At 51.8% G+C, this 18,148-nt stretch carries 20 protein-coding genes; 9 read left to right on the top strand and 11 right to left on the bottom strand.

Annotation, left to right across the window (positions count from 1 at the left end):
- Positions 1-110: 110 nt before the first annotated feature.
- Complete coding sequence (locus H8L32_RS10190) at positions 111-1,163, bottom strand: hypothetical protein (protein ID WP_186947076.1); 1,053 nt, start codon at positions 1,161-1,163, stop codon at positions 111-113.
- Positions 1,144-2,109 carry a hypothetical protein gene (locus tag H8L32_RS10185; protein WP_186947075.1) on the bottom strand — a complete coding sequence of 322 codons (966 nt, stop codon included), beginning with the start codon at positions 2,107-2,109 and terminating at the stop codon, positions 1,144-1,146. The genes H8L32_RS10190 and H8L32_RS10185 overlap by 20 nt, the downstream gene beginning before the upstream one ends.
- A gap of 61 nt (positions 2,110-2,170) precedes the next feature.
- On the opposite strand from H8L32_RS10185, the gene H8L32_RS10180 reads away from it, so the two are divergent.
- Entirely contained in the window at positions 2,171-2,389 is a 219-nt protein-coding gene (locus tag H8L32_RS10180) for a DUF6434 domain-containing protein (RefSeq protein WP_186947074.1), read from the top strand.
- Positions 2,390-2,485: 96 nt separating this feature from the next.
- Here H8L32_RS10180 and H8L32_RS10175 read toward each other — a convergent pair whose 3' ends face one another.
- The gene (locus H8L32_RS10175; RefSeq protein ID WP_186947073.1) at positions 2,486-3,985 is read right to left on the bottom strand and encodes a DUF4214 domain-containing protein; all 1,500 of its coding nucleotides are present in this window, start codon (positions 3,983-3,985) and stop codon (positions 2,486-2,488) included.
- 324 nt (positions 3,986-4,309) lie between these two features.
- On the opposite strand from H8L32_RS10175, the gene H8L32_RS10170 reads away from it, so the two are divergent.
- The 5 genes from H8L32_RS10170 (at position 4,310) to H8L32_RS10150 (ending at position 7,263) form a co-directional block, all read left to right on the top strand.
- Positions 4,310-4,621, top strand: a complete 312-nt coding sequence (locus tag H8L32_RS10170; RefSeq protein WP_186947072.1) for a hypothetical protein — start codon at positions 4,310-4,312, stop codon at positions 4,619-4,621.
- Between the two features lie 121 nt (positions 4,622-4,742).
- Entirely contained in the window at positions 4,743-5,126 is a 384-nt protein-coding gene (locus H8L32_RS10165) for a lysozyme inhibitor LprI family protein (RefSeq protein WP_186947071.1), read from the top strand.
- Between the two features lie 60 nt (positions 5,127-5,186).
- Entirely contained in the window at positions 5,187-5,744 is a 558-nt protein-coding gene (locus H8L32_RS10160) for a 3'-5' exonuclease family protein (protein WP_186947070.1), read from the top strand.
- 183 nt (positions 5,745-5,927) lie between these two features.
- Positions 5,928-6,935 (top strand): hypothetical protein, encoded by a 1,008-nt coding sequence (locus H8L32_RS10155; RefSeq protein WP_186947069.1) that lies wholly within the window; start codon positions 5,928-5,930, stop codon positions 6,933-6,935.
- Between the two features lie 34 nt (positions 6,936-6,969).
- Positions 6,970-7,263: a cyclic-phosphate processing receiver domain-containing protein gene (locus H8L32_RS10150; protein WP_186947068.1), complete on the top strand. Its 294-nt coding sequence runs from the start codon at positions 6,970-6,972 to the stop codon at positions 7,261-7,263.
- 43 nt (positions 7,264-7,306) lie between these two features.
- Here H8L32_RS10150 and H8L32_RS10145 read toward each other — a convergent pair whose 3' ends face one another.
- From H8L32_RS10145 to H8L32_RS10135, 3 genes are all read right to left on the bottom strand, one after another.
- Positions 7,307-8,539, bottom strand: coding sequence for a DUF3592 domain-containing protein (locus H8L32_RS10145; protein WP_186947067.1), 1,233 nt, complete (start codon positions 8,537-8,539; stop codon positions 7,307-7,309).
- 123 nt (positions 8,540-8,662) lie between these two features.
- Positions 8,663-9,490, bottom strand: a complete 828-nt coding sequence (gene proC, locus H8L32_RS10140; protein WP_186947066.1) for a pyrroline-5-carboxylate reductase — start codon at positions 9,488-9,490, stop codon at positions 8,663-8,665.
- Positions 9,480-10,196 carry a YggS family pyridoxal phosphate-dependent enzyme gene (locus H8L32_RS10135; RefSeq protein WP_186947065.1) on the bottom strand — a complete coding sequence of 239 codons (717 nt, stop codon included), beginning with the start codon at positions 10,194-10,196 and terminating at the stop codon, positions 9,480-9,482. Before H8L32_RS10135 ends, proC begins: the two co-directional genes overlap by 11 nt.
- Before the next feature lie 160 nt (positions 10,197-10,356).
- Between H8L32_RS10135 and H8L32_RS10130 the strand changes: the two genes are divergently transcribed.
- Genes H8L32_RS10130 through H8L32_RS10120 form a run of 3 tightly spaced genes read left to right on the top strand, consistent with a single transcriptional unit; the run spans position 10,357 to position 13,061 of the window.
- Positions 10,357-11,400 carry a type IV pilus twitching motility protein PilT gene (locus H8L32_RS10130; protein WP_186947064.1) on the top strand — a complete coding sequence of 348 codons (1,044 nt, stop codon included), beginning with the start codon at positions 10,357-10,359 and terminating at the stop codon, positions 11,398-11,400.
- 45 nt (positions 11,401-11,445) lie between these two features.
- Entirely contained in the window at positions 11,446-12,582 is a 1,137-nt protein-coding gene (locus tag H8L32_RS10125; RefSeq protein ID WP_186947063.1) for a PilT/PilU family type 4a pilus ATPase, read from the top strand.
- A complete protein-coding gene (locus H8L32_RS10120) occupies positions 12,579-13,061 on the top strand; it encodes a glutathione peroxidase (protein ID WP_186947062.1) in 483 nt (160 codons plus the stop codon). The genes H8L32_RS10125 and H8L32_RS10120 overlap by 4 nt, the downstream gene beginning before the upstream one ends.
- 111 nt (positions 13,062-13,172) lie before the next feature.
- Here the strand turns inward: H8L32_RS10120 and glcF are convergent, their stop codons facing one another.
- The 5 genes from glcF to H8L32_RS10095 form a co-directional block, all read right to left on the bottom strand.
- A complete protein-coding gene (glcF, locus tag H8L32_RS10115) occupies positions 13,173-14,438 on the bottom strand; it encodes a glycolate oxidase subunit GlcF (RefSeq protein WP_186947061.1) in 1,266 nt (421 codons plus the stop codon).
- Between the two features lie 6 nt (positions 14,439-14,444).
- Positions 14,445-15,509 carry a glycolate oxidase subunit GlcE gene (gene glcE, locus H8L32_RS10110; protein WP_186947060.1) on the bottom strand — a complete coding sequence of 355 codons (1,065 nt, stop codon included), beginning with the start codon at positions 15,507-15,509 and terminating at the stop codon, positions 14,445-14,447.
- 38 nt (positions 15,510-15,547) lie between these two features.
- On the bottom strand, positions 15,548-17,029 hold the full coding sequence (locus H8L32_RS10105) for an FAD-linked oxidase C-terminal domain-containing protein (protein WP_186947059.1): 1,482 nt from the start codon (positions 17,027-17,029) through the stop codon (positions 15,548-15,550).
- Between the two features lie 254 nt (positions 17,030-17,283).
- Positions 17,284-17,634 (bottom strand): iron-sulfur cluster insertion protein ErpA, encoded by a 351-nt coding sequence (erpA, locus tag H8L32_RS10100; protein WP_110255173.1) that lies wholly within the window; start codon positions 17,632-17,634, stop codon positions 17,284-17,286.
- Between the two features lie 49 nt (positions 17,635-17,683).
- Positions 17,684-18,073, bottom strand: a complete 390-nt coding sequence (locus H8L32_RS10095; protein WP_186947058.1) for a bactofilin family protein — start codon at positions 18,071-18,073, stop codon at positions 17,684-17,686.
- Positions 18,074-18,148: the final 75 nt, after the last annotated feature.

Genomic DNA, 18,148 nt, shown 5'->3' with positions numbered 1-18,148 from the left:
CCTCCTCAATGACAATCAAAATTTCAATTTAGCGCAGTCGAATCCCTTGCAGCGTGGTAAATCCATCCACATGACGCTGTGTTTCTCACTTTTTGCAAAAGCGGCACCCCTCAGGAATATGCCCCTAGACTGTCATCGGTACGTATGTCGTCCCCCAGCATGACGGTGCTATTGCAATCGTAAAGATCGGCCTGCACGGCAGGGGAATCTGGTGTGTTGTCCATGTACGCAGTGGCTGCGTTGGTATTCAGCAAAATTGCGGCGTCATTGCGGACATCCGAAAAACTGCCCACTTCATACTGGGGACCAGGGTTTGCCGGCGCCGCGACTGTATTGGCATTAAACAGGTACGAATCCGCCATCATGGCACCAGCCAGTGTATCTGCCTGCTGCTGATTGCGCTGATTGCCCTGATAGCCCTGGAGATTGTGGCGCACCATTGCATGAGTCGGAAAATCATGCGCCATGCTGTACCAGGCATAATTATCATAGTAGCTTGAATGCGCATAATATTTTCGGCGCTGACGCCACTGTGTTTCGAATTCCTTACGCTTGATCGATGCCATGGTGCTACCGCTGGCTGGCATGGCCACTGCGCGCTTGAAAAGCTGGTCAATATAGCTGGTGACTTCTGCCGGTAAAGCAACGTTAGTATTTTGAGCCTTCTTCAGCATGCTGATGATATCTACGGTTTCCTGACGCTTTTTTTGCAGGTCATTGATTTGCTCATTGATGGCTGCCAGGTCCTGGTCCAGGCTTTCAACCTTATCCAGTTCAACCCTGGTATCAAAATAAAATGCCAGCCGGGTTTGCAGGGTTGCCAAGGCGCTGGCGGTACCAGGGCGTGGCAATATGCCCAGCCATGGACGGTATTCTTCAAATGCAATCAAAACCACGGCATCGACAAAACCCGGACAGACAGCCTGCAATTGGTTCAGGGTGCTGACATAAAACCCCGGCAACAAATCTTCTACCGTGCGCTTGATGACCTGCTGCCTTTGCGCCTGCCTGCTTTCCTGCACTTTGTACAAATCCTCTACCTGTTGCTGCATCGCCAGCATGGCATTATCCAGTGCCATGTAGACGACATCCATGTAGGCCATGTCACGGTGATAGGTTTTGAAATCAGTATCCCGGACCGGATTAACATTGGGTTTCAGCATGACTTGCCTTCTCATGGTTGTCGCCATCTTCACGGCGCGATTGAAAATAATTGACGAAATACTGACGCAGACCTGGTTTGTGCATTTCTGCATGCCATTCCAGCGGGCGACCGACACGCATACTTAAATCAGTCCATGGATTGAAACCCAGATCCGTAATGTCATGCATGCGCAAAAAATAACGGCGATGTCTGGCGTCTCCATGCCACAGGTGGCGAATCTCTCCGCTGACCACACCCAGCTGACCTTGTACCTGCTGATAAAAACGCTGCCCCCAGGCTTGCAGATGGGTAATCTGGGCATGATCATGTTTCAGCGCATTCTGTATGCAAAAGTTGTAATCACCATATATCGCATGCGCCATGAAATGATCGGCACTACCAGAGATGGCCGCTTCATACAGACCTGTGCTGTCAAACAGGCTGCGTCGCATGGCCCAGCCATAGCCGGTATGCCCGTGGCTATCATAACGCCCCGCCTGCAAGGATGCAGGTTGCGCCTGCATGACGGCAGCAAATGAAGTGACGCGATCAGGCTGCTCATTGGCGACACCACCGGCAGAACCGTCCTGCGGTTGCCGCAAACAGGTTTTCCACACTTGCGCGACCGGATATTGTCGCAAAACGGCGACCAGTTCCCTGGCCCAGTTTTTATTGTCAAACAAAATATCGCAATCCAGCCATGCCACATAGCGACAACTGACAGGCAACCACGAAGCGGCCAGGTTCAACAAACGTTCTTTTTGCCACAACAAGGTGGACGAACGCACCTGCAAGACATCCAGCGCCGCTGGCAATTCAAACGGCGCATCGCCAAACGCGCACTCCACCGTAATGCAAGTCACACCAGCATTACGCATACCCTTCATGAAGGCATCATAATTCTGCCTGCGTGACGTATAACGGCAAGGATTGAAGTAAGTGGTAAGAACAACGAGTTCAGACATGAGGCTGCAATTTGATCATAGACATTGCAGGATAATAACAAGATTTCAAAAGGCAATGCGCATGAAAACAGACTGGCATGGCAATGACATATCGCGCGCGACCGTGATAGACAAGGATTACAAGAACATCCAGAACGTCAGGCGTTTTCTCGTCACGCAATGCGGACCTGATTTCGGTTTTGATCGTGACTTCATGGCGTGGATAAGTGATGCCCGCCACAAGACCATGGGTGATGTCGCCGATGAATGGTTAAGGCTGCGTGGTGACAGCCGCACCTGAAGCGGATGGTGACCAGGGATAAATTATCTTCCAGCCGGAGAGCATGCAGACATGCTGCTCCGGCCCGTCATTAGAACTGATGAACTGTAGCAGGTATCAGCCAGCCCACAGTTTGAAATCTATCCCGTTCTGTATCGATCCTATGACCTGCGCCTGATTTTCTGTGCTTTCACAGAAACTGGCCAAGGCCCCGGCAGCAGTAATTTTGCCTGTGCTCAACTGATTATTCCAATAATCAAAGCCTGCCTGATCCGGTGCACGATGCAACACATTCTGATAAAAATTGGTGATCAGTGTGTTGGTTGAAGGGTTGGCACCGTACAGTTTCTGGAATTCTGGCGATTGGAAAAAACCGGCAGCAACAGTAGTCAGGCTGGAACCTTTATCCATGTCCTTGATCCAGTAACCCAGTCCTTCCAGATCAGGTTTGCGACCAAAGGCTGCCTGGTAAATACGATACGCCTGACCGGCAGTACCAGTGATATCAAGGGCGATACTCTTGTCAGAAAATTGCAGGCGCTCGACATTGACCAGACTGTCTACATCACCACTGGCCGTAACACGCACCTGGTAGCCTGAACCCGTTTTGCTGACATTGAAGGCGCTGGCCTGACCTGCCATGATGACGGTATCCAGGCCAGTACCACCATCGATATTATGATTGCCGCTACCCACATTGATGGCATCATTGCCGCTGCCTGCATTCACGTGTAAACGCCCGCCGCCGCCACTGATGGTAATCAGGTCACTGCCCGCACCCGAATTGATCTGATAATCAGCATAGATGACCGACGGCAAATCGACGCTGATCACATCCGAACCGCCGAACAGGGATTCGTCAGCCAGCAATTTTTCATCAATCTGCTGATTGGCAGAAAGAAAGGCTGACACACCCGTGACGCGGTTGTAACTGCCGTCACGGTATTCCGTGACCGAGGCCGTCATCGTTCCAGTCACTGTTGACTTGGCCAAACCCTGCCCCACGGCCAGAGAATTGGAAGACAGATTAAAACTGCCATCTACTGAGGTAGATGCGATGAACTTGTCTGCCGCCGCCGTTATTCTGTTGACGGTGCCAGTATTATTGCCGTTGATATCGCCGCTGATGGAACCCTGCACCGTTATCGTCACATTGCCGGCAACCGGATCATAGTAAGGGCTGTTGGTCGGTGTCAGCGTCGACACGGAAAAATTGGATACCTGCGTAGTGGTCGAATGAATGGAAACCGAATTGACACCATTGACGACTGTATTGGCGTAATTAAAGTTAAACCGGCCATTTTCAACGATGGATAAAACGCCAGAGGAATACAACTGCAGGCTGGTGGCAGAAGCCGTACCTTGCGTGGCATTCGGATTATCCAGGATCACACCGTTATAAGTGGTGCTGGAACCATCGGCAAAACCCATACGCACCCTGCCACCACTAAAGTCAAAGCTTGAATAGTATTGATGCGACTGAGACCATGCATAACCCAGCTTGGGAAATACATCAAACAGGGTACCCAGGCTGCCATTGGTAGGCGGTGATTTTATGAGTTGCTGATAATTGGTGGTAACGACGTTTTGTGAGAGTTTGATGCTGATATTTGCCATAAGAATTATTGGTAAGTATGAGCCCTGACAGCTCAAAAAAGTTTCGGATAAACGGATGCTGCAGATCAAATCACTGTTACGTTTCGATACAATTATAAATGTTCTCTTTAAAGTTTAACAATCCCTTTACAAGAAAGCAAAGAGATTACATGCCTGTACGACATTTTTTGACAGAGGACGGCTGGCAATAAGCAGAGAGGCCATATCATTCATAAAACAAATTGCCAAATAAATAATATTGGTTTATATTTTCAAAATGGCAATTTCACTCCATTCACAGACAGGAACCAGCGTGGCCCGCCCCCACTTCAATCAGGAGCACACATGACACAATCCCGTATCTTGTTGGTCTTCATGATGTCAATCATGCTGTCTGCATGCGATGGCGGCTGGTCCGGTCCGCGCTATCAATTGATCACGGCGACAGATGGCAAGGTGTATCGCCTTGATGCGCAAAATGGCGCAGTTCACTACGTCACTTCTGAAAAAATGCTGGCGCTGAACGATGAATTACCTACACTGCATGTGGGTGAGTATTATCAGATGAGCGACGCAAACGGCAATGCCCGCTATCTCAAATATCTGGGAAATGCCCGCTTTGAAAAAAGCCAATTGAGCACTCAGGTGTCTCCCTGAGCATGAATCAGCAGGAAATTCTGTTCAAATGAAATACCGTCTGCTCTAATGCAGACTGCTCCGATTTTGCTGCGAGGCAGCGTATCATGTGCCATATCCAAATCCCATCTGCAAGCAACCGATGAAACCTCTCTTCCTGTTTTTCATACTCTTGTGCGCTGGCGCGCCGTCTTACGCACTGGACTGCAAAAAAGCCGTTTCAACCATGGATCTCAATGAATGTGCCTCTGTCGAGGCGAAAAAAGTGGAAGCGAAATTAAATCGTGTCTATCAAAAAGCCTTGAAATCACTGGACCAGCCTGATACGGAAACAGAACTGTATTCTGAAATGAAAAAGAAACTCATCAATGCGCAAAGGGCATGGGTAAAATTTCGCGAGGCTGATTGCGATGCGGTCTTCCAGCGTCATGCCAGTGGCAGCATACGCACCATGATGCAGATAGGCTGTATGCAAACCCATGCAGAAAGACGCATTGAAGACCTGGACGACTATGACAAGAATTGAACCGGCTTGCCAGTGAATAAGCAAATACCTGCAAAACCTGTCCGATAAAATACAAAAGCCATGACAGAAATTTATATCAGTACCGATGTGGAAACCGATGGCCCCATTCCCGGACCACATTCCATGCTCAGTCTGGGGTCGGCTGCCTACACCGCAGACAAGCAAATGATCTCCACCTTCAGCGTCAACCTGGCCTGCCTGCCAGGCGCAACTGCCGACCCCGGCACAGCGGCCTGGTGGGCAACGCAGCCGCAAGCGTGGGCAGCCTGCCGTCAGGATATTGAAGACCCGGCTACGGCCATGCCGCGCTATGTCAGTTGGATTAAGTCTTTGCCAGGAAAACCGGTATTCGTTGCCTATCCGGCAGGCTTCGATTTTCTGTTTGTGTACTGGTATTTGATACGTTTTGCCGGCGAAAGCCCGTTTAGTCACTCTGCACTGGACATGAAGAGCTTTGCCATGGCGTTGCTGAAAACAGATTACCGGGACAGCACCAAACGGAATATGCCAAAACACTGGTTCGATCCCATGCCGCATACCCATGTCGCACTTGATGATGCGATTGAACAGGGTGCCCTGTTCTGCAATATGCTGAAACAGAATCGCAACACAAGCTGACTTGCAGATATGGTCTGCTTGTGTTGTGATTCTGTTTCAGCAAAACTCAGGTCACACTAATCACCTTGTGCTGCACACCTGGACTGCCCACCTGGTACTGTCCACCCTTCACTGCCGCCATCCAGCGCCATGATATGCGGGATATCGCCAGGTAATTTTTAATCCTCTTCCGGAGTAAGCCGAATGAGCGAAGACTATCAGGATACAAACACCACCAGCCACAGTGTCTTGTGGATTTTCTTGCTGCTGCCAGTCTGCGTGCTTGCCGCCATCTTTGCTTATTTCCAGGGCCTGCACAGTCGTGGTGAGATGGCACTTCTGAGCGGAGAATTTTTTGCCTATGCCATCTTTTCTGGCGGGATTTTTCATTTCCTACTGCTACGTAACCGGGGCGGTAAATTATTCGGTATCGTGTTTGTAGCCATTTTTTTGTCGCTGCTCGTCGGTGGTTATTTGGGTATCGGCAAACAAAAACGCCAGGCTGCGCTGGTGTTTTCTTCAGCCCAGCAAGAACTCAAGCGCCTGGGTGATGCCTTGGAAACCTCGAAAGCTGGCAGCAATGCCAGTACATCCGGCATCATAGAAACACGTACAGGTGAGCCCACCAAAGCCACAGGCGAATTTGGCGAGATGGAACGCTTCATGAAGGATTTCATGAACAGTGCCGTCGCTCAAAGAAATGATTACCTGCGCGAACTGGATGCTGCAGGCTGGAACAAATTGTTGGATGCCGCCAGGCTGAAAAATGATGTCAGCATGCTGGAAAGCAGAAACATCATTGAGCAGGGTAAAAATATCGTCAACAAATACGAAAAGAAAACTGTAAGCCTGTTCGACGATGGCAAGGCGAAAATCAATGCATTGAATGTCACTGAAGAAACCAAGAAAGATATCCTGGCCGGTTTTGAACGTGGCATGCTTAAATCAAGCCAGCAACTGAATGAACAGTGGCAGATGGAAAAACAGATCGTGCAGGAAGTAGAAAACATCGTCACCTTGCTCTCTGACAGAACAAAGTGGATTGTGGATGGTGGCCAAATCACGTTTTACAGTGCCGAAGACCTGGAAAGATTCAATGCCCACAACCAGAAAATCGAAAGAATCGCCCATCAGCAGGAAGAAATGCAAAAGCACCGTCTGGAAGAAAGCAAAAAGAATTTTGAAAAACTGACAAATACAGCGACTCAATAAGTAGAGTCCATACATAAAAAGGAATGCATGTCAGATGAAAGTCTTTCTTGATGACGAACGTCAAACGCCCGAGGGCTGGATAAGAGTGTATTGGCCAAAAGAAGCCATAAATCTACTGGAAACAGGCCAGGTCCAAATCATCAGTCTTGATCATGATCTTGGCGATGATGAACGCGGGACTGGCTACGACGTCATTACCTGGCTGGAAGAAGCTGTCATAACACGCGGCTTCATTCCACCTGAAATGCGTGTCCATTCGGCCAATTCATCCGCAAGACAGAAAATGGAAATGGGCATACAAAGTATCCTGCGCCACGCCGCTGCCTGACTGCACTGTGATGAACGTGCCATGACAACATGCTACGGCACCATCAGGGGCGTTGCGGTGCGCGTATCATCTCTGCCAGCATCAAAGGACTGGGCACCTGGCCCACACCATGCGACACAGGCAGATTGAATTCCAGTGTGTGGTTCAATATCTTTATCCGTAGTTTCCAGATGACTTTCTGCCTGGCCTTGCCACTGTCCCCATCCCAGGCTGTGCTTGCAGGCAGGTTGTCAGGCAGGTTTACACTGGTATCCAGGCAAGAAGCAGCATGTGCAACTGTAATGACAGGCAAGGATTCTGACCATAAGGTCCGGGTGTCGGTATCTTCACCCCTGCTGTCTTCATACAGACATTCAATACTGATGTGTGCATCATAGGACATTGATGGCGTACGCATGCGTTGTCCCAGAGGTATGAAAAAATGCAAACGGACTCTGGCTTCAGAGATACCAACAGCCAGCAATTGCGCCGTGCTCAACGCAGTCTTGCCTACAAGCCAGTTCAGGTAAGCCTGGCGCACGGCATAATAGGTGATCAATACCCCGGCAAGAGGAAACACCAGCAATAGCCAACGCATACCAAAGCCACCATCAGATAGCGCCAGCAACACCAAAGGCAAGGTCAGCATATTCCACACCACTGCGAACAGTCCGGCAGCCAGAGCACCGCTGGGTTCGGGCTTGAGTAGTCCCCGCTGTGGCGAGGGATTCAAGACCTGTACCCATACCAGGTCGTCGCCACGGTTTTCATCCAGGACGGGCTTGCGCCAGATCACCCACAAAAACCAGCACGCCACCAGCGCGACCGCAGGAAAAAGGAAGGCAAAGGGAATCAGGAACAGCAAACGCTGCAGGCGAATCTGACGATCCACTACTGCAAATTCGGGTTGTTGCGGATCTACCCACAGATTGATGTTTTGGCCACCAGTCTGGGCGCGCTGCAATTCAGCATAACGATCTTTCTGGTAAGAGCCGATATTGTCAATGCTGTCGCCACCGATATTGATGCGATGGCTGCGGAATTCCTTACCCTGATACTGGTAGACAAATTCGCCCTGCACTTGCCAGGTCGTGCTTTCACCGTCGTGTCGCTTTAATTCCAGCTTTTCTATCCTGGCAGGTACGGCAACCAGCGATTGGGCCCGCCACCAGCCAGTCACCATTCTCGCCATAGGCAAGACACCTACTTCAGCACCGCCAAAGCCAAACCCCAGAGCAAAAACCAGGGCAAAGGCGCTTAATCCCAGTTTAGAACTTATTGTTTTTATTTTTGTCATGCTCGCAATGTAGCAAAACAGATTGTGCGGTGCAACATTTCTGATTTTCCATGATGTTGGCCCGCAACACACTGACATCATGGAAAAACACCACGCTGCCTGATGTACTCCCTGACGTGCTATTTAGGCCTGCTGACCAAATTCATCACCCAGTTCCTTGCCACGGGCAGCTGCAGCCTTGATGGCTGCCACGATGGCTGGTTTGACACCGGCGGCTTCCATGCTCGTCAGGGCGGCATAGGTGGTACCGCCTTTTGATGTCACCCTTTCACGCAGCACAGCAACTGGCTCACTGGAATGCAATGCCAGTTGGGATGCACCATTGAAAGTGGCAATCGCCAGTTGTACGCCCTGATCGGGGCTAAGGCCCAGTTCCTGGGCTGCCTGCTGCATGGCTTCAATAAAGTAGAACACGTAAGCTGGGCCGCTGCCAGACACGGCTGTAACGGCATCCAGCAGGCTTTCATCATCCAGCCAGGTGGTCAGGCCAACGGCCTGCATGATCTGTTCTGCTATCAGCTTTTCGGCCGCACTTACTTCTGGCAGGGCATATAAACCCGTTATCCCCTTGCTGATCAGTGCCGGGGTATTCGGCATGGTGCGTACTATCCTGGCGTAGCCATTCAGCCAGCGCGACATATCCGCAGCACGGATGCCTGCCGCAATTGAAATCAGTAACTGGTTTTTCAGATAAGGGGCCAGTTCTGCCACCGCGTCACGCAGATTCTGTGGTTTGACCGCCAGAATAATCGCATCGACACCGTGCAGGCTGTCATCGATTGCCATGGCCGTGCTGACACCAAATTCGGTTTCCATGCGGGTCAGGGATTGCTGGTTCAAATCCACCACATGGATATGTTCGGCGCTGGTTAATTCGCTGATCAGGCCACCGATCATTGCACTGGCCATATTGCCGCCACCAATAAAGGCGATTTTCAGTTTATTTTGCATAATTCCTGTTTCCAAAGATTGCCGTGCCTACCCGCACCATGGTACTGCCTTCTGCAATTGCGGCGTGCAGATCGCTGCTCATGCCCATGGACAGGGTGTCGAGTGCTATCCCGGCGGCCTGTATGGACTGGCTTAATTCTTTCAACTGGCGAAATGCCCGTCTTTGCTGCTGTTCATCGTCACTCGCTTCGGGCACGGCCATCAAACCGCGTAAGCTGAGGCGCGGCAAGACAGCGATCTGCTGCGCAAGGGCCAGCGCTTCTGCTGGCAACACACCGCTCTTGCTTTCTTCGCCACTAATATTGACTTGCAGACAAATATTCAGGGAGGGCAAATGATCAGGCCTTTGTTCGGAAAGGCGCAGGGCGATTTTTTCCCGGTCCACCGAATGCACCCAGGCAAAGTGTTCGGCAATTGGCCGTGTCTTGTTGCTTTGTATGGGGCCGATAAAATGCCATTCCAGTGGCCATGCCGCTGTCGATACCAGCTTGGCGGCCTGCACGGCCTGTATCTTGTCCAGGGCTTCCTGCAGATAATTCTCACCAAAGCGACGCTGCCCGGCTGCTACAGCCTCCAGCACGGCATCAGCACCGAAAGTTTTGGAAACTGCCAGTAAATCCACCTGGCTGGGGTCACGTCCGCTCTGCTGTGCATAAGCATGGATATGCGCAAGTACGGCTTGCAAGTTGTCAGAAATTGAGGACATAATCGGGGAAGCAATAATCAATCAAATTCGTTGCGGATTTCTGCCTTAAACAGCTTACCATGGCGATAAAGTTGGCTTCATCGCCCTTAAAACCAGTTTTTAAAGCTTTAAAATCAGTCAATAACGCAATCAACAACGATAACCACGAGCGGAATTATAAATGGACATTTCAGAACTGCTGGCGTTCTCCGTCAAGAACAATGCCTCCGATTTACACTTATCTTCCGGTTTGCCGCCCATGATACGGGTACATGGCGACGTCAGGCGCATCAATCTGCCACCGCTGGAACATAAAGATGTCCATGAATTGATTTATGACATCATGAACGACTCACAGCGCAAAGCCTATGAAGAAACGCTGGAGTGCGATTTTTCCTTCTCCATCCCCGGTCTGGCACGTTTCCGTGTGAATGCATTTAACCAGGAACGTGGCCCGGCAGCGGTTATGCGTACCATTCCATCCAAGATCCTGTCGCTGGAACAGTTGAATGCCCCACGCATTTTTGCAGACCTGGCCTTAAAACCACGCGGCCTGGTGCTGGTGACAGGGCCAACAGGTTCTGGTAAGTCAACGACACTGGCGGGCATGGTCAACCATCTCAATGAAAATGAGTATGGTCATATTCTGACGGTCGAAGATCCGATCGAATTCGTGCATGAATCCAAGAAATGCCTGATCAACCAGCGTGAAGTCGGCCCGCACACCATGTCTTTCAACAACGCGCTGCGTTCAGCACTGCGTGAAGATCCTGACGCCATCCTGGTGGGTGAGTTGCGTGATCTGGAAACCATACGCCTGGCCTTGACTGCCGCCGAAACCGGTCACTTGGTGTTCGGTACACTGCATACCTCTTCTGCTGCAAAAACCATCGACCGTATCGTCGACGTTTTCCCGGCCGAAGAAAAAGAAATGGTGCGTTCGATGCTGTCTGAATCCCTGCAGGCCGTTATTTCGCAAACCCTGCTAAAGACCAAGGATGGTTCCGGTCGTGTGGCAGCGCATGAAATCATGATAGGCACACCGGCGATCCGTAACCTGATACGGGAAGCCAAAGTCGCGCAGATGTATTCGGCCATCCAGACCGGCAGCAATGTCGGCATGCAGACACTGGACCAAAACCTGACCGATCTGGTGCGCAGAAATGTGATCTCTGTCGGTGCTGCACGCTTTGCAGCCAAACTCCCGGAAAATTTCCCGGGTTAATAATTACATTAACAAATACAGTAACGATTACAGGACGGCATTCACATGGAACGCGATCAGGCTACCAAATTCATGCACGATCTGCTCAAGCTGATGCTGAGCAAAAACGGCTCTGACTTGTTTATTACGGCAGACTTTCCGCCGGCCTTCAAGATAGATGGCCGTGTCACCCCGGTGTCCAACCAGCCTTTGTCACCGGCGCATACAGTCGATCTGGCGCGCTCCATCATGAACGACAAGCAGTCGGCAGAGTTTGAAGCAAGCAAGGAATGTAATTTTGCGATCAGCCCGGCAGGCATGGGGCGGTTCCGTGTCTCGGCCTTCATGCAGCAGGGCCGTGTCGGCCTGGTATTGCGGACGATTACGACTGCCATCCCCAAACTGGAAGATCTGGGCCTGCCAGGCAATCTCAAAGAAATCGCCATGACCAAACGCGGTCTGGTCATCATGGTGGGTGCGACCGGCTCCGGTAAGTCTACTTCGCTGGCCGCCATGCTGGGCTATAGAAATGCAAATAGCTATGGCCACATCATCACTATCGAAGACCCGATAGAATATGTACATCCACATATGAACTGCATCATCACCCAGCGTGAAGTCGGCATTGATACCCAGGACTGGGGTGCTGCGCTGAAAAATTCCCTGCGTCAGGCACCTGATGTCATCCAGATCGGTGAGATACGTGACCGCGAAACCATGGATTTTGCAGTCGCCTTTGCAGAAACCGGCCATCTTTGCCTGGCTACACTGCATGCCAACAGTTCCAACCAGGCGCTGGACCGTATCATCAACTTCTTCCCGGAAGAACGGCGTGCCCAGTTGCTGATGGATCTGTCACTGAATCTGAAGGCAGTTATTTCCCAGCGCCTGATCCCCCTGAAAGGACGCAAGGGCCGCGCTGCTGCGGTTGAAATCATGCTCAATACACCGCTGGTGTCTGACCTGATCTTTAAAGGCCAGGTGCATGAAATCAAGGAAATCATGAAAAAATCCCGTGAACTGGGTATGCAGACCTTCGATCAGTCGCTGTTTGATTTGCATGAAGCGGACCAGATCACCTATGAAGATGCCCTGCGCAATGCCGATTCTGTCAATGAACTGCGCCTGGCCATCATGTTGCAAGGCAAGGACGCCAAAGACCGTGACCTGACAGCAGGCACCAAACATCTGGGGATAGTATGAGCGCGCTGGAATTCAATGCCAATAACCTGCAGGGTCAGCCAGTTGATCTGAAACAGTATGCAGGCAAGGTTGTACTGATCGTCAATACGGCCAGCAATTGCGGCTTTACGCCGCAATACAAGGGTCTGGAAGCGATTTATCAACAGTTTCGGGACAAGGGTGTGGAAGTGCTGGGTTTTCCCTGCAATCAGTTCGGCCACCAGGAACCGGGCTCTGCTGACGAGATCGGCGCATTCTGTGAAAAGAATTACGGCGTCACCTTCCCCCTGTTTGACAAGATTGATGTGAATGGCGACAAGGCGCACCCGCTGTTCCAGCATTTGAAAGCCCAGGCACCGGGCTTGCTGGGTAGCCAATCCATCAAATGGAACTTCACCAAGTTCCTGGTCAAAAAAGATGGCAGCGTATTCAAGCGCTATGCACCACAAACATCACCACAAGACCTGATCAGCGACATAGAAAAATTGCTCGCCGAGTAATCAACAGTCGCGACAGTCGCACCAATTACACCAGTCGGCAGTCAACTGCCGTTCATACCTTATGCCTGCGGTGCAGACAGCAGTCTGCACCGGATAAGGCAATACCCTGCCTTACTCCGCGACCGCTGCCACCGCTGGCTGTTCGATGTGGGAAAGCGTCAACATCTGGTCCAGCAATTCTACCCAGTGCGCCACCGGTGTTTCTGTCCCCGACTGCAAATGGGTGATGCAGCCTATATTGGCCGACAAAATCATCTCAGGCGCTGTCGCCTGCAAATTATCCAGTTTATTGTCACGCAGCTGATAGGCCAATTTCGGCTGCAATACCGAATACGTGCCGGCAGAACCACAGCATAAATGACTGTCTGCACAAAACTGCACATCAATGCCCAGCGCTGTCAGCAAAGCTTCTACCTTGCCACGTATCTGCTGACCATGTTGCAGCGTGCAGGGTGGGTGCCAGGCAATACGCTTGCTGATCCTGCCTTGCAGACGACGTACCAGCTCATCCTGGAATGTCGGCAATATCTCGCTCAGGTCCAGCGTCAACGCGGATATCCTTTTCGCCTTGCCGGCATAGGTGGCATCATGTGCCAGCAAATGCCCATATTCCTTGACGGTTGCACCACAGCCAGATGCCGTCATGACAATGGCTTCGGTGCCCGCTTCCACGTAAGGCCACCAGGCATCAATATTGCGACGCATGTCGTCCAGCCCATCTTCCTGTGCATTCAGGTGATGGCGTATGGCGCCGCAACAGCCAGCCTTGGGGGCAAGCTGTAATTGCACACCCAGCGCATCCAGCACACGCGCCGTCGCCGCATTGATGTTGGGCGACATGGATGGCTGCACGCAACCATCCAGCAGCAGCATCTTGCGCGCATGTTCGGCCTGCGGCCACACTCCGGCTTCTTGCACTGCGGGTATCTTGTTTTGCAGGACGCGTGGCAACAGGGGGCGCAGGCTTTGTCCCATTTTCATGGCGGGTGCAAATAACCATTTGCGTGGCAATAACTGCTTCAGGGCAGAACGGCTGATACGCTGCATTAGCGGACGGCTGACTTGCTGTTCAACCACCTGACGGCCAATATCCACCAGGCGGCCATACTGCACCCCGGATGGACAGGTCGTTTCGCAATTGCGACAGGTCAGGCAGCGGTCCAGATGCTGCTGGGTCTTGACGGTTGCGGGCTTGCCTTCCAGCACCTGCTTGATCAGGTAAATGCGGCCCCGCGGTCCATCCAGTTCATCACCCAGCAGTTGATAGGTGGGACAGGTAGCAGTACAGAATCCGCAATGCACGCATTTACGCAAAATGTCTTCGGCTTCCTTGCCTTCGCGGGTATCTTTGATGAAATCAGCGAGATTGGTTTGCATAATCGTTCAAAATCCTTTGTACATACGACCTGGATTGAATATCCCGGCGGGATCAAATACCGTCTTCAGGCGCTGGTGAATTTTTTCCAGTGGGGCAGACAAGGGGGCAAATACGCCCAGGCTCTTATCACCACCACGGAACAGGCAGGCATGCCCGCCCGCAGCCAGCGCATTCAGGCGTATCAGTTCCGGTTTTTCATTGCTGTATAACCAGCGCTGCGCCCCACCCCATTCGATCATGGACTTGCCGCTCAAACGTAAAGGCGTGGCTGTCGATGGCAAGGACAGACGCCACAAACCCTGTTCTTCATCCTGCGAGAAAAAGTCATGCGTCTGTTCACGCAGGCTGATCCAGAATTCGGCAGCGTCCTGCATCTCTTCTCCACCCAGACGGACTTTGGCAGCGCGTACCGCAGCCTCCGCCCCGGACAAGCGCAACATCAGGCGCCCCACATGCCAGCAACTGCCTGAAATCGGCAGTGCCTGACCCGCCCATTGGTTCAGGCGCGTAATGGCATCCGCTTCAGACAAGGCAAACACCAGCGTGGTTTCAGCAAAGGGGCGCGGCAATACCTTGACCGAAATATCGAGCAGCAAACCCAGGCAGCCCATGGAACCGGTCAGCAAACGCGAAACATCGTAACCAGCGACATTCTTCATGACCTGCCCACCGAACTCCAGCACGTCACCCTTGCCATCCATCAGACTGGCACCCAGGACGAAATCGCGTACCGCACCTGCTGCGGGCCGCCGCGGGCCGGACAAGCCTGCGGCGACCACCCCACCGATGGTGGCAGCGGTTCCCCAATGCGGTGGCTCGAACGCCAGCATCTGATTATGTTCTGCCAGTGCAGCTTCAATGTCCTGCAAGCGGGTACCGCTGCGTGCCGTCAACACCAGTTCAGTCGGGTCATAGGCCAGAATGCCCTGATAGGCCGAGGTTTCCAGCAATTCGCCCTTCAACTCCTGCCCATACCAGCGCTTGCTGCCACCACCCTGGATTTGCAATGCAGTCTGGCTATTGCTTGCGGCAAGTATGCGCTCACGAAAATTTTCTACGATGCTTTGCATGCCATATTCCGAATAAATTTTTGACCTTGAAACAAGCGCTAAAAGCGTGGTAAATCGGGGAACCTCACTGCCCCTTTTTTCACATGCATGCGACCATATTCCGCACACCGGTGCAGGGTAGGAATGGCTTTGTCCGGGTTCAATAAAGCAGCAGGATCAAAAGCCCGCTTCAATGCCAGAAAGGCGGTGATTTCTTCACTGGAAAACTGCACGCACATGGAATTGATTTTTTCTATGCCGACCCCGTGTTCACCAGTGATGGTACCGCCCACCGTTACGCACAGTTCCAGTATCTCGGCACCAAACAGTTCCGCCTGATGAAATTCACCTTCCTTATTGGCATCAAATAAAATCAGGGGATGCAGGTTGCCATCACCGGCATGAAAAACATTGGCGCAACGCAGGCCATATTTCTTTTCCATTTCGCTGATACCGATCAGGACACGTGCCAGATGCTTGCGCGGAATGGTGCCGTCCATACAGTAATAATCAGGCGAAATCCGGCCCGCTGCGGGAAAGGCATTCTTGCGGCCAGACCAGAAACGCAGACGCTCGGCTTCGCTGGTGGAAACTGCCAGTGCGGTTGCTCCCGCCTGTTCCAGCACGGTACTCATGCGGCCTATTTCTTCTTCCACTTCTTCTATGGTACCGTCTGATTCGCATAGCAGAATCGCCTCGGCTTCGGTGTCGTAACCGGCACGCACAAAAGGTTCGACCATGCGTGATGAGGTCTTGTCCATCATTTCCAGTCCGGCGGGGATAATGCCGGCAGCGATCACGCTGGCAACTGCATTGCCGCCTTTGACGACATCATCAAACGAAGCCATGATGACACGTGCCGTCTGCGGCTTGGGTACCAGCCTGACCGTCACTTCGGTGACGATGCCCAGCATGCCTTCAGAACCGATGAACACCGCCAGCAAATCCAGCCCGGGGGCATCCAGTGCGCCACCGCCGAGTTCAATGATGTCCCCTTCCATGGTGATGGCACGCACTGCCATCACATTGTGTACCGTCAGACCGTATTTCAGGCAATGTACACCACCGGAATTTTCTGCCACGTTGCCGCCTATGGTGCAGGCAATCTGTGACGAAGGGTCGGGCGCATAATACAAACCGTGTCTGGCAACCGCTTCAGAAATCGCCAGGTTGCGCACGCCCGGCTGTACCACGGCAGTTCGCGCATAGGCGTCCACCTTGAGAATGCGGTTCAGCTTCGCGGTAGATAACACCAGCCCATCAGCAATCGGCATGGCACCGCCTGACAGGCCCGTGCCTGCGCCGCGCGGCACGATGGCAATCTGCATTTCCCGGCAGATGTTGATGATGCTGATGACCTGGCTTTCATTCTCTGGCAGTGTCACTACCATGGGCAGTTGACGATAGGCTGCCAGACCATCACATTCATAGGGGCGGGTATCTTCTTCATCATACAAAATGCAATGTGCGGGCAATTGCCGGCGCAAAGCCTGCACCAGTGCTTGCTGACGTGAAGATATGGCAAGTGTGGCTGCCTCCATACTGACTCCTGTTTATGAGAACTCACTGCATCAATGGGGATGCGATGAGTTACAGATGAGTGTAATCAGCTTTGCTGGTCTTGTGATGAATTGTTCAGGAAAATTGCCGCAAATACTTTTCATTGTACTTTGCAGCAAGGGCAAGTACGGCAGGTGCAGCGTGCGCAAAGCGCTTCTGCAGCGCTACTTGTCAGCAGAAAATAAAAAAGGACGCCGCAGCGTCCTTTTCCATGCTTGCCAAAAACTAAGGCAAATCAGGCAGAGAATGAAGAACCACAGCCACAAGTTGTGGTTGCATTCGGGTTCTTGATCACAAATTGCGCACCTTCGAGGTCGTCTTTGTAATCGATTTCTGCGCCCACCAGATACTGGTAGCTCATGGAGTCAATCAACAGATGGACCCCATTCTTGGTCATGGTTGTATCATCTTCATTGGTGATTTCATCAAAAGTGAAACCATACTGAAAACCGGAGCAACCACCACCTTGCACAAACACGCGCAATTTCAGGTCAGGGTTACCCTCTTCTTCAATCAGCTGTGCTACCTTGGCAGCGGCGCTTTCAGTGAAAACAATGGGTGCGGGCATTTCGGCAACAGCGTTCATAAATTACTCCTTCAAACTGGTTACCATCATTATAGACCCGCAATCAAAACTATGCATTGCTCGCTGCAAGTTTCAGAACAGGCTCCTGGGCCAGATCATGCGAAAGCTTGCCAGAAACCACGGCACCGCTCAGCATTTCCAGGGTTTTATAGTGGACATCGCCAGAAATTTGCGCTTTTGGTTGCAATTCCAGCAATTCTGACGAGAAAACCGGTCCATTGATGACACCATTGACAACAATATGCGCGGCACGCACTTCGCCATCTATCGTTGCCTGCTCAGAAATGACCAGCATGCTGGATGATTCCAGGTCAGCAAAGACGTTACCACGTATATGGCCGTCAATACGCAAGCCGCCCTTGAACATCAGGTCGCCTTCGATGACAGTCGTTGCGCCTATCAGGCTGTCTATGGTGCTTTTGCTTTTTCGATTAAACATTCTTGCTTCCTCTACAGGAATTAGAGCCAGAACCCGCAGCGTATGAAAAGTGCTATTTTAGCAATTGCAGCAGTT

The sequence above is a fragment of the Undibacterium hunanense genome, from assembly GCF_014284335.1.
GTDB lineage: Bacteria > Pseudomonadota > Gammaproteobacteria > Burkholderiales > Burkholderiaceae_D > Undibacterium > Undibacterium hunanense.
Note: the sequence above shows the minus strand (reverse complement) of the source record. Positions and strands in the feature narration are given on the sequence as shown.